Source organism: Sporomusa rhizae (assembly GCF_041428845.1).
GTDB lineage: Bacteria > Bacillota > Negativicutes > Sporomusales > Sporomusaceae > Sporomusa > Sporomusa rhizae.
On record NZ_CP156925.1, the window covers coordinates 3916765 to 3929888 of the forward strand.

10 protein-coding genes, 1 pseudogene and 1 riboswitch are annotated in these 13124 nt (G+C 40.6%); of the genes and pseudogenes, 6 read left to right on the forward strand and 5 right to left on the reverse strand.

What is annotated here, in order from left to right:
• Positions 1-53: 53 nt before the first annotated feature.
• From SRRS_RS18570 to ytaF, 5 genes and pseudogenes are all read left to right on the forward strand, one after another.
• Positions 54-557 carry a CBO0543 family protein gene (locus tag SRRS_RS18570; protein WP_371362600.1) on the forward strand — a complete coding sequence of 168 codons (504 nt, stop codon included), beginning with the start codon at positions 54-56 and terminating at the stop codon, positions 555-557.
• A 181-nt stretch (positions 558-738) separates the two neighbouring features.
• Entirely contained in the window at positions 739-1680 is a 942-nt protein-coding gene (locus SRRS_RS18575; protein ID WP_371362601.1) for an LCP family protein, read from the forward strand.
• A 310-nt stretch (positions 1681-1990) separates the two neighbouring features.
• Positions 1991-3211, forward strand: coding sequence for an LCP family protein (locus SRRS_RS18580; protein WP_371362602.1), 1221 nt, complete (start codon positions 1991-1993; stop codon positions 3209-3211).
• 132 nt (positions 3212-3343) lie between these two features.
• A pseudogene (locus SRRS_RS18585) lies at positions 3344-4702 on the forward strand (IS1182 family transposase); the annotation flags it as partial.
• 342 nt (positions 4703-5044) lie between these two features.
• The gene (gene ytaF / locus SRRS_RS18590; protein ID WP_371362603.1) at positions 5045-5683 is read left to right on the forward strand and encodes a sporulation membrane protein YtaF; all 639 of its coding nucleotides are present in this window, start codon (positions 5045-5047) and stop codon (positions 5681-5683) included.
• Between the two features lie 18 nt (positions 5684-5701).
• Here the strand turns inward: ytaF and SRRS_RS18595 are convergent, their stop codons facing one another.
• From SRRS_RS18595 to SRRS_RS18615, 5 genes are all read right to left on the reverse strand, one after another.
• Positions 5702-6118, reverse strand: a complete 417-nt coding sequence (locus tag SRRS_RS18595; RefSeq protein ID WP_371362604.1) for an acyl-CoA thioesterase — start codon at positions 6116-6118, stop codon at positions 5702-5704.
• A gap of 195 nt (positions 6119-6313) precedes the next feature.
• Positions 6314-7582, reverse strand: a complete 1269-nt coding sequence (locus SRRS_RS18600) for an Nramp family divalent metal transporter (protein ID WP_371362605.1) — start codon at positions 7580-7582, stop codon at positions 6314-6316.
• 6 nt (positions 7583-7588) lie between these two features.
• Complete coding sequence (locus tag SRRS_RS18605) at positions 7589-8875, reverse strand: magnesium transporter (protein WP_371362606.1); 1287 nt, start codon at positions 8873-8875, stop codon at positions 7589-7591.
• A 285-nt stretch (positions 8876-9160) separates the two neighbouring features.
• Positions 9161-9331: riboswitch (M-box (ykoK) riboswitch) on the reverse strand.
• Positions 9332-9430: 99 nt separating this feature from the next.
• Entirely contained in the window at positions 9431-10357 is a 927-nt protein-coding gene (locus SRRS_RS18610; RefSeq protein ID WP_371362608.1) for a response regulator, read from the reverse strand.
• A gap of 5 nt (positions 10358-10362) precedes the next feature.
• Positions 10363-11649: an ATP-binding protein gene (locus SRRS_RS18615; RefSeq protein WP_371362609.1), complete on the reverse strand. Its 1287-nt coding sequence runs from the start codon at positions 11647-11649 to the stop codon at positions 10363-10365.
• Positions 11650-11814: 165 nt separating this feature from the next.
• Here SRRS_RS18615 and SRRS_RS18620 point away from each other — a divergent pair, with 165 nt between their 5' ends.
• Positions 11815-13080 carry a cation:dicarboxylate symporter family transporter gene (locus tag SRRS_RS18620; protein ID WP_371362610.1) on the forward strand — a complete coding sequence of 422 codons (1266 nt, stop codon included), beginning with the start codon at positions 11815-11817 and terminating at the stop codon, positions 13078-13080.
• Positions 13081-13124: the final 44 nt, after the last annotated feature.

The window sequence follows — 13124 nt, forward strand, 5'->3', positions numbered from 1 at the left end:
TTATAAAGATTTCGAACGGTTTTACTAGCTCAATTTGAAGGAGTATATCTTCAATGATTTTCAGCTTTGAATATATAGTTATGATAATAGCGGCACTTGCTACTGGATTGCTACTGCTTTTTGCGGTAGATTGGCGATATTTTAGAGATTGGGTCGTCGTTTTCCTTTTTCAAAGTACCCTAAGTATTACTTGGGGAGCCGCGGTTGAAAACCTTAAACTCTTAAAATATCCGATCCGCCTGTTTCCGGAGTATTTCGAAACAAGTATACTTTTTGAGTTGTGGGTATTCCCACTACTAGGTGTTCTATATAACCAGGTTACCCGCTCACGGGGCATAGGAGCAATAATCTGGTACGCATTATTGTTCAGTGCAGTTATAACTGCCATAGAATATCCTCTTCAACTTTATACCGGCCTTATTAAATACATTCAATGGAGCTGGTTTACAAGTTTCTACACATTAGTAATTACATTTCTCGCTTCAAGGATTTTTATTGCCTTTTATCACTGGGGATGCGACTATTTCGGTCAGGTGCGTGGTAAAAATAATCGATAAGAAAAACGTATTAAAAACCTGGCAAATTTACTTCCATAATTAGTTGGTTGAATGGTTTCTTAAGCTTTGTTAAAATAATTTAGTACATTGCTTACTTTATGACAAGTAGCGCAATCCGAGTCTGTTAATAGGAACAAACAGGCTCTTTTTATATTCCATACTGTGGAGGGAGGTATTGCGTATGATTTCTAACATCTCATGGAAAAAAATACTGCTTATTATAATTAGTTTAACTATAGCCATTATCACTATCGGCGGTATCGCAGCATATGCTTTTATTAGCAAAATCCAGGCACCGGCTGTGGAAAGCAAACAATCGTCATCAGATGTTCCAGCACTGGCTGCGAAACCGCCGGAGAAAAAAGTAACCAACCGTATCAATATCTTGCTTTTTGGCTTGGATGATGGCGATCCGGATAACCCAGGAAGTCCTAGACGTTCTGATACTATGATCGTGGCAGGCATTAATCCCGATGATAAGAACGTTACTATTTTGTCCATTCCCCGCGATTCGAAAGTAACCATCCCCGGTCGCCCTGGTTATGATAAAATAACGCATGCATACTTTTACGGCGGCCCCAATCTTGCAGTACGTACTGTGGAAGATAACTTTAATATCCCGATTAATTATTATATTGCAATTGACTGGAAGGCATTTATCAGAGTCGTCGACATATTAGGAGGCGTAGACCTAACCATTGAACATGATATGAACTATGACGACCCTTATGAAAACCTAAGTATTCATCTAAAAAAAGGATATCAACACTTAAACGGGAAACAAGCAGGCGAATATGTAAGATTCCGCCATGATGAGCTTGGTGATATTGGCCGTGTTCAACGTCAGGAGCATTTTTTAAAAGCGCTTACCAATCAAATGTTTCAGGCAGGCACAATTTTAAAATTACCTGCTTTAGTAGGAACAATCAGCCAATATGTTCAAACCGATATGAACACGTATACAATGGTTAAAATTGCAACGATATTCAAAGACATGAAAGCCGATTTTCTCCACACCCAAATGGTACCCGGCGATTTTGCAACCATTGACGAACTTAGTTATTGGGTACCGGATAAAGGAGAACTGCAAAAGATAGTAAATAGTAAATTTACAAACCAATGACCAACGTTGAAAAAGGCTAAGCACATTTATTTATGCTTAGCCTTTTATTTGAGTGAGAACTCCATACTTTACGCAATTGTTCAAAAAGTATAACTGTAATAGATAAGATAAATGCACTTAATTGCAAACTAATTTGAAACTTGACAATAATAATAGTAAGTAATACACTAACAATTGTATTGGTATACGCCAATTTCTAACTATAGATAATAGTAGTCTTAAGCAATGGTTTCCTATTCCATGGAGATATTGCTTTTATTTTTCTTAGAAAATTTAGTAATCGCTTACATTAAACATAGAAGGTGGATACATGGCTCAAAATTCACACGAGACTATTCCTAGCAGAAGGGCGAAGCGCCGTCTAAGAAAAGGCCGTGCAGCAATTCTACTGGCATTTGTCCTTTGTATTATTATGGGAATTACGTATGCTATTTTTTCTGAAGATAGTAAACCTGTATCTGGAATTGCGACTGCTGCAAAGGGGAAAATTAATATTTTAGTTCTTGGTGCGGATGAACGCGAGGATGATGTTGGGCGTTCTGACACCACCTTTGTGGTTACCATTGATACCAATACCAAAAAGGCAACAATGCTGTCAATACCGCGTGATACCCGTGTAAAAATTCCCGGGCATGGCTGGGATAAAATCAACCATGCGTATGCCTTTGGTGGATCGAAACTCTCCAAAACATCTATCGAGAATTTGCTGGGAATAAAAATTGATTATACTGTTGTAATAAACATTAATGGGTTTGTCCGCATGATTGATGCCATCGGCGGAGTTACAATTGACGTTGATAAACGAATGCTGTATGCCGATCCCTACGATGATAACGGTGGATTATATATAGATCTTAGACCAGGTGTTCAACGAATGAATGGTAAAACGGCGATTCAATATGTTCGTTACCGGGATGATGAAGGAGATATTGGGCGTGTAGCCCGGCAGCAAAAGTTTTTAAAAGCATTAATGAAGGAATTTACTAAACCACAGCTTATTACCAAGCTCCCGGATATTGTTAAACAATTTTCTACCACAGTAAGTACGGACATGCCTGCAGGTGAAATGCTTAAATTAGCGCCTATTGTAAGTGACGCTGCAAAATCAGGGCTAGAAACAGAATGGATTGACGGAACCCCCATTTGGATACAAGATGTTAGTTACTGGCTGCCTGATATCAAAGAGCTTCGCGCTAAAGTTGCTAAAATCCAGGCAATCCCAATTGATGAAAAATATAATCGCGCGGCCGAGCTATTATCAAACGAATATAAGCAATCGATACCAAAAGAAATAAAGGTTGCAGATGTTCCTCCGGTTGTGCAAACAAATGTAGAAAAGCAACCCGCAGCGACCACGAAAACTTCTGCGGAACCTAGTAAACCAAAAACCGAAACTACCCAGCAAAATGATAAAAGTACTGCCACCCCAAAAACAATTCCTGTAACCGGTAATACCAATAATCCTACCGTACAAGAACCAAGCGACAAAGTTCAAAAGAATACAACATCCAGCACAACGTCAAAACAATAAAATGACTGCCCGCTAAGGGCAGTCATTTCAGGCTGTCGACAAAGTCGGCAGCCTTTTTATATTTGAGAACCTCTTCTAATCCGGTGTGAAATATAGTAAAATAGAGATAATAAGAGATTGGGAGAGATAATCGTGCTTAAGAAGAAAAACAGAGTGATAATCGACCAAGTCGAATTTGTTTGTCTAAGCGAGCTAGTTCCACAAGATCATTTACTGCGCTTAGTTGATGCAAGCATAAAATTCGATTTTATATATGATGAAGTTAAAGATTTATACAGTGATACTACTGGCAGACCCAGTATCGATCCGGTCGTTCTGATAAAATTGCTAGTACTGCAGATTTTGTACGGTATTACATCTATGCGTCAAACAATTAGCGATGCTCAAGTCAATCTTGCTTACCGCTGGTTCTTAGGCTACGGCTTTCAGGAGAAGATACCGCATTTTTCTACCTTCGGGAAGAATTATGAAAGACGGTTTAAAGAAAGTGACCTCTTTGAAAAAATCTTTGAAAGAGTGTTATTTGAGGCCATAGAATGTGGTTTTATCAAAGCAGATGCTGTATTTTTTGATGCTAGTCATGTTAAGGCCAACGCCAATAAAAACAAGTATGTTAAAAAGATGGCCCAGCATCGAGTACATAAATATAAGCGTGAATTGATGATTGAAATTAACGCTGACCGTGAATCACATGGCAAGAAACCTTTTACCGATGACAACGACAATGATTCTGACGGAACAATGATTGAAGAAAAGGAAGTCAAAGAAAGTACAACTGACCCAGAAAGTGGTATGTTCCATAAAGGTGAAAAAGAGCGTTGCTTTGCTTACACCGCCACAGTGGCCTGTGAGCGCAACAATTTTATTCTTGGTGTTAAAACAGCCCCAGGTAATGTTCATGATAGTCAGGTGTTTACCGATGTATTTCAAGATGTCATTGAAAAATTTAATGACATAAAAGCAGTAGTTGCCGATTCTGGTTACAAAACGCCGGGAGTATGTCGTGAAATTATGCAAGCAAATAAAATACCGGTTATGCCCTACAAACGCCCTATGACTAAAGAAGGATACTTTAAGAAATACGAGTATGTTTATGACGAATACTATGACTGCTATATCTGCCCCAATAACCAAGTGCTAAAATATTCCACTACAAATAGAGAAGGCTATCGGGAATACAAAAGCAATCCCAAGATATGTGTCCAATGCTCACTGCGTATGCAATGTACCCAAAGCCAAAACTTTACAAAAGTCGTAAACCGGCATATCTGGGAATCTTGCGTTGAATATGCAGAGGATGTCCGTCATACTCACCAAGGCCAAGACCTATATCGCCGCCGAAGCCAAACCATTGAACGTGTCTTCGCAGATGCGAAAGAAAGACATGGAATGCGCTATACTCGCTATCGTGGCTTGAGGAAAGTACAACACTACCTCACGCTTCTTTTTGCGTGTATGAATTTAAAGAAGTTAGCAATGTGGAAAAAAAAGCGCGGTATGTTACCGCCTTTTTCAAGAACTTTTCCGTCTATGTTATCAAAATTTATGAAACTCGTAACTATTAACAAAATCCCGCTTGTTGGCCTTCCGGCCTGAAGCGGGATTTGTCTACACTCTGAAATGACTGCCCGCTAAGGGCAGTCATTTTTTTATATACGACCTTAGTCTATTCACATCTAAACATCTCTGATTTAACCATCAACTGCTTGATAGAGTTCTTCAACCGGCCCTCCTCCTCGTCATTAGGTAACCCGCGGTTGGTAACCAAGTTTTAAATTAAATCATATATTAACATGGATTTGAAATATCACTACCTTGGAGGAGGACAATATTATGAGTGTTTTTTACGTACTGCTATTAGGCTTTGCTGTCAGTCTTGACTCGTTTGCAGCAGGTATCGCTTATGGTTTAAAAGCCATTCGCATGCCGTTTAGTTCTCTGACCATAATTGGCCTGATCACTGCCGCCTGCACCGGCTTTTCCATGTGGTGCGCCAAAATGCTTGGCCAATTTATCGATGTTCATATCGCCGTTATTTTCGGTTCGCTACTGTTGATTACGCTAGGCGGCTTCAATCTGTTCCAAGAATATCTAACCAAAGATATTCCCGCCTCTGATATAGAAAATGAATTTGACACCCGTAAAGTAACTTTGAAAATAGGGAAACTAATAATTTGTATTATGGCGAATCCGGAAATAGCCGACATTGATAAATCGAAATCTATCAGCCCTATGGAAGCTATTTTCCTGGGACTTGCGCTGGGCATTGATAACATGGTTGCTACCTTTGCCGCCAGTTTGATGGGATTCCTGCCTTTTTACACCCCACTCATTATGGGCGTTGTCCAAATGGCGTTCCTCGCCTGTGGCAGTTGGTCTTCCTCTCATCTGGTATCGGAGAGCTTAAAAAAACGCTTTCCCTTTTTACCTGGCGCTATTCTTATCCTCATCGGATTAGCCCGCCTGGTATAAGAGATGGATGACAAGTAGCTATAAAGACTTTGCTTTGGCTTGAAGCTCAATATCTTCCGGTGAAACTGCTTCCATCGAAATTCCGTGTGGAGTTGGCTTGCCTTGATGATCCACGTTTATAAATGTTAGAAAGCCATCTACGATGAATTCTTCAGAAGGATGGAGTACTATTTTTACGTAAGCTACTAAGCTGGTTCGTCCGGCAAGTACCACTTTACTTTCACACCGTATAAGACTACCTTTCCTAACTGGCTTAGTAAAGACCATCCCATGAATTTTGACGCAGACAGTGCTTTCTGGTGAAGTAAGCGAAGCAGCGGCAATAAAACCTGCCTCAACAAACCATTCTGCTCCCCTCCCTGCAAATAAAGTACCATGATGATTGAGATCCCCGCCCTTGACTAAACGGCACATCGATACTGTTTTAACTTCCAAACTTGTTCCCTCCTATAAACACATTGCTATCTGCAATATGATTTACTATTATACCCACCGCCAGTAAAAAGTACCAGGCTAAAATAACTCTTCCGGAAAGAAAAAAACAAGTACTCCCCTTTTTGAACTAACAAAAAATAGCGATATCATTAGAATCTCGTAATGATATCGCTATTTTTACTTAATTCTATATAGTTAACCTCCTAAGTAATGTACTACCGAGTCCAGCAATTCCGGCATAGCCGTAGCAGCTAGTAACAATACGGTTAATATAATCAAAACAATGGTAAACATCCACGAAATAATATTATACGTGCGCGAATTTGAATAATCACCCATTATATTCTTATCGCTGGCAATTAGAACCATAAAAATTAAGATTGGCGGTAATAATACGCCGTTTACCACCTGCGAGGTCAGCATAACATTGTAGAGTGATAAACCAGGCCACAACACCAGTGCCGCCCCTATTACGATCAGCGCTGTATATAACCCAAAAAATACCGGTGCTTCTTCATACGATTTACTAATCCCATGTTCAAAACCAAATGCTTCACAGATTGCATAGGCAGTACTAAGTGGTAGAATAAATGCCGCAAGCATGGACGCACCTAATAAACCAAAAGCAAAAAACATGCTGGCGTACTTTCCGGCAAGTGGTTCCAAAGCAAGGGCCGCATCTTTAGCGGTTTCTATTGATATATTGTTAACATACAAAGTTGCTGCAGTAGCCACGATAATAAAAAATGCAACAAATCCGGTAAAGAAGGAGCCGATAAAGACATCCCAGCGGGTATAGGCGTAGTCCTTGGCCGTAATCCCTTTATCTACGATGGAAGCTTGAACATAAAACTGTCCCCAGGGAGTAATGGTTGTGCCAATTACGCCAATTGCCATTAGAAGAAATTCGGCATCCCGGGAGAAAGACGGTGTGACTGAGGCGAGCATTACTTCCTGCCATGGTGGGTTTACAATTATGCCTGACAATACATAGCTAATAAAAGTCACGCAAAGCGCCAGAAAGATTTTCTCAATCCGGTCATAACTGCCCTTTAACACCAGCCACCAGACCACCCCCGCCATTAAAGGTACTGAAAAATATTTACTCAAACCAAATATTTCAAAGCTTGTAGCAATACCCGAAAATTCGGAGGCAGTTGTGCCAATATTAGCGATAAGCAGGACAACCATAGCAAACAGTGTCCACTTTACACCGAATTGTTCGCGGATTAAGTCGGCAAGCCCCTTACCGGTGACAGCTCCGGTGCGGGCCGAAATCTCCTGCGCAATAGCTAAACAGATAGTAGAAACGAACATAGTAAATAATAGAGTATAGCCATATTTTGCACCTGCAGCCGCATAAGTAGCAACGCCGCCTGCGTCATTATCAGCAAAGGCAGTTACAATACCCGGCCCCATAACAGCTAAAAAGATGCCAATACGTCCGCGTATCCCTTGAACCATTTCCTATCACCACCTCCAGAGCCGTCTGTTGATAATGTACCCGGAACTTACATCCCCTCTGCCGCGCTCAGGAAGCAGTATTTCTAATACATCGTCAACGGTTATAATTCCTAGCATAGCATTTTGTTCATCAACTACGGGAACTGCCAGTAGTCCATACTTGTGTATTATGTCGGCTACCTTTCGGTGACTGTCATCATGACGCACATAGATTACTTTTTCATGCATTATACCGTCTAAAGCAGCCTGCGGTGAAGCTAAAATAAGTTCACGTAATGAAAGTGCTCCCAGCAAGGTTTCTTTATCATCCAGAACATAAATGTAATAAATTGTTTCTGCAGTTGGCGCCATTTGACGAATTCTTTCAATGGCTTCTTCGGCTGAAATTTTAGCTGACAACCCAATATATTCGGTAGTCATAAGGGCTCCTGCCGTGTCATCAGGATAATTCATTAACTCCTGTACTTCTTCGGCATCATCAGACTCCATCAGGCTAAGCAATTCCTGTGATTTCTCATCAGGAAGCTCACCCAGTATATCAGCGGCTTCATCAGGCGGCATATCTTCCAGCAGGTCGGAGGCTTGTTCCTGATCCATCTGGGTAATAATCTCGATCTGTGTATCCAGATCCATTTCCGCCAGAGCATTGATAGCCTGCCGAGAATCTAAGTTTTTAATGAAACTAGCCCTGCTGTTATAGTCCAACTGCTCGATGATATCCGCAATATCCGCGGGATGTAATTGGCTGAACCGTTCTTTATCACGGCTAAGCTGCAAACTTGAGGTTCGGTCTTCCAGGGGCTTGATAAACTGCCAGCCAATAAAATTGTGCTCCCTATTTTTAACTAAAAACTCTAGACCAAGACGTCTGAACAAGCCGCGTAAGCCAATATCTACAGCCACTAATACTAACCCGCGTTGATTATCATGCTCTACCCATGTTAGGGTGATGTCGTTAACCCGAACCAGTTTGGACCCTTTAAAATCAATAATTTGTTTATCAAGCAGCCATTTGCTGACATAGATTTCATCATCTTTGAGCGGCAGCAATATAGCGGAAGCTAACTGTCCGGTCAGTTTAAGATGTTTACCGTTTATTTCTGCTACAAACTGTATAGGAACTAACCCCTTGGTATTTCGCCCATACTTGATTCCGGTTACTCGCGGCGCTGCGCCATCCCATTTTACTACCATGTCTTTAACTTTACCAATGCACCGACCAGCTTCATCAAGAATTGGTTTTCCCAGGAGTTGGCTGAAATAAAATTCACCAATATTCGTTACCGTATTCATATCAATACCTCCTATTGTGCATTGTTCCGGCCTACCGATTTTACTATGCATGATAGGCAGAACTTTTTGCTCGATTCTCTGGGTACTATCAGGGCCGGAATCCAATAACACCACCTCCTTAAATCAGGAATACCAAAAAAACAGACTTAGCTTCTTTACCCATTAGGTAAATTTCCACTTGGAGAAGAGGGAGTTTTTAGAATGGTTAGTCACCAGATAAATAAATATAGACCTTCTCCTTATAAGAAGAAGGTCTATCAATAGTCAATAAATAACAATATCTACGACCTTCTCTACTCGTTTAGTTTTAGCACTGCATAACGTAGAGCCGCATTCTCACTCAGCCACATTAAGTAAAACCTTAATTCGGTAGTACCTGTTAACCCATTGGCGTCTCTCGACGTTTCCGGGCAGTGGCATTTTTTTATGCAGGAGCCTCACCTAACAGAGAATTATTTAGTTTAATATAGTGTATGATGCAAGAAAACTAAATGTCAATATAATAAACAGAATGTAATAAATGGTAAAGGTCGGTACTGATCAATAAAATAAATATTACTGTCTTTTTTTTGCCTCCAGATAAACTACTTTTAAAAAGCGTTTTAAATTTATACGCGTATTAGAGATAGAAGGCTTATCATTTTCTTCGAGCTCGCGCATTATTCTCCTAACTTCTTGAAAGTCAAAGAATCTGACCGCATACTCTTCAAATCTCGGATTGGTGTAGTCAGTAACCCCGATGGATGCCATGTGCATCATACCTTGAAAGATAGCGCGGCGAACCCGTTGTTCAAGTGATTTTACCCGTTTACTGACTTCTTTATCATCCTGCGAGGCAGCACCCAACTGTTTTTGAGCGACATTTATAAATATATCTTTTAGAGATGGAAAATCATTGTTGGAAAGAGAATGTTCTGCTTCGCATTTACTAAGAAACTCGAGTATATCCAAGATGTCTTTACTGCCACTTTCTCCAACCATGCCAAGTTCGGTTAGCAGATACTGGCCGGAAGTAATAATATTGCTGTCCGGTGTGGCTGGTATTGGAACAGTCGAAATCTTTGTTCCCTGAAGTATATTTAAATCCCGCTCAATAAAGTTGATTACTTTCTGTAGACGCAGATGTTCTGTGAGATTTCGAATGACACTAACTAATTCCAGCCTATTAATGGGTTTAGTTATATAATACTTTATCCCCTTAGTGTAGGCATTGCCAATTAGCTCTTTATCCTCCACCTGGGACAACATAATAATACCCCCGGTATAGGAATCTTTTAAATCAGCGACAGCTTCAATGCCATCTTTTACAGGCATAAGCAAATCAATAATTAAAATATCGACAGCTCTCATGGACAATATGGCGCCATCCACCATAGAACCGTTTTCTCCCTCCCCCACTACTTCACCTAGGTCATAATCCTCGATTATCTCGGCCAGCATAGAGCGGATAGCAGCATCATCATCAACAATAAAAAAGCGCATATGGTTCACTCCTTCGTTACACTATTTAGAGGTAGCTTTATGACAAAAATTGTTTCATCCGACTCAGTAGAATTTTGGAGAGAAACGGTACCATTTAGGCTTTCTGTCAAGTCCTTAACATAGGGCAATCCCATACCTGTGGAAGGATTCCCGGAAGCATCAAACTTGGTAGTATAGCCGGGACGAAAAATTGTTTCTCTTTTTTTAGGCGGCACACCCGGGCCGTTGTCTGCTACCCTGATTTCCAAGCATTCATGATTTAGAGTAAAAACAGTGGCTATCTGCCCGGCGTCTTTTATTGACTCCACAGCATTCGATATCAGATTATTGACTATCGACAGTATAGTATGTACATGGAGCGGCGGGATTCTGTCAGCAACGTCCATCTCAAACTCAATGTGCTTTCCCAAGGAGCGGGCATATTTTTGATGGGATTGCACTGCTACTTCAACAAGTTCACCGGCAGGCATATAATCATTAATCTTGCCATTGGAAATAAGACGGGTTAGGCTGGCATAAATACGGTGGTTGTCTTTTTTGATCTCGTGTATTTGGCCAGCAATGGTAAGAATTGATTTAGATAATTCGCTTTTATCAAGGGATTGATCGTTAGCTTGCAGGCTTTTGGATAGATTATAACAATCTCTGGTAATATTTTCAGCATATTTTTGAGATTTTGCAAGTTGAACCATTTCTTCATACAGGCTTGAGATGATTAGGAGCATATGTTTATTTTGTTCTTTTTGCTGCTCAGCAACTAACTCAGTTTGGCGAAGCTGGATGATATAAAAGAAACTAAGAACAAAAAAACTGCGGATAACAGCAGCAACCATAATTTCCCCGATAACAGGAAAATGAAAAACCTCGGAAGGATTCGTTGTGCTTGTTAGAAATAATTCCAGCATACTTGCCGATATCTCAGCAAGTATCGATAAAGCAGCTACTGTCCAGGGCTGGTTTTTAACGTTTTTCACATTGGCCAGATAAAAAATAGCTCCATAAGTTACATAGTAAAAAAACGCCGGTACATGCAGCATAAAGCTTTGCTGAGCCATAGCAGCACCGGTAGACACATCGAGAATCATCCGGAAACTTAGGACAGATAAACCGCATAGCAGGCCTGTTAGCAGTAGCGGTAATTTCTGCACCCACAGGATAAAGAATAAGAAAGCAGGTGACCCAAAACTTACGCGAAAATTACTTAATTCGTTGCTAAATGGATAAAATTTAAGCTCCCCGGCCAAGGGTACAAGGATGATCATCAAGACAAAAGCAAGCCAATTGTTCTTCATGTAGAGACTCCATTCACTGAGTTATTAAAATATTTTTTTAATAGTTTTCTAGTTTTTTCTCGGATTTGATAGACCGTGTGATAAATTTTTAGTGTAAAGAGAATAGCTTAGGGTAAGACGTTCTTATTGTACCAGAATATTTAGCAGAAAGGAAAGATTCAGAAAATGAAGAAATTAAAATTTGGTTTGGGGGCGCAAATCCTCTTAGGCTTGATTCTAGGTGTCATTGTTGGCTCAGTGTTTTATGGCAATCCCGCCATTGAAGGGTACCTAAAACCCATCGGTGATACTTTTATCCGGTTAATTAAGATGATTGTCGCACCAATTGTTCTTTCTTCTCTTATTGTCGGCATTGCCGGAGTTGGCGATGTAAAAAAGTTAGGTAAAATCGGTGGTAAAACCCTTCTATTTTTTGAACTAGTAACAACTGTTGCTATTGTTATGGGGCTCTTTGTCGCCAATACTGTCCAACCTGGTATTGGCATTAATGACGGAAACTTAACCAAAGTAAGCATTGCAACCTACGTGAATACTGCTGAAACTGTAGGCCATCACAGCTTGGCCGATACCTTTGTAAATATTGTTCCCAGTAATATTTTTGAATCTCTTGCAAAAGGCGATTTACTAGCTATCATTTTCTTTTCTGTTATGTTCGGTCTGGGAGTTGCTGCTATTGGTGAAAAAGGCCGCCCCATTATCCACTTCTGTGAAGGCGCTGCCGAGACCATGTTCTGGGTTACCAAACAAATTATGAAGTTTGCTCCCTTCGGCGTTTTCGCTCTTATCGGTACAACTGTTGCAAAATTCGGTATTCTGTCTCTCATTCCCCTGGCAAAGCTGGCAATTACTGTTTACGCGTCAATGGCCGCTTTTGTTATCCTGGTACTGGGCGGAACCGCTAAATTATTTGGCATCAATATCATGAATCTTATCAAAGTTCTCAAGGACGAACTTATTCTGGCCTATACAACTGCAAGTTCTGAGGCCGTATTACCCAATATAATGACCAAAATGGAAGCCATGGGTTGTCCTAAAGCCATAACTTCCTTTGTTATTCCAACAGGCTATTCCTTCAACTTAACCGGATCAACTCTTTATCAGGCTATCGCCGCCATATTCCTGGCGCAAATGTACGGAATTGACTTGCCTATTTCTACACAAATCAACCTTATGATGGTGCTTATGGTTACCTCGAAAGGTATCGCCGGCGTTCCGGGCGTTTCCTTTGTCGTGCTGTTAGCCACTTTAGGCGCTGTAGGTATTCCTGCCGAAGGTTTAGCTTTCATTGCCGGTATTGACCGCTTCCTCGATATGGCCAGAACGGTTGTAAATGTTATCGGCAATGCCTTGGCTGCCATAGTTATTTCCAAGTGGGAAAACCAATATGATTCTCATAAAGAAGAAGCTATTATCAAACAGATGGCTGCCTAACTAATTTTAGCCATCTATAACAATCGAGTAGGAGCTAAATAATT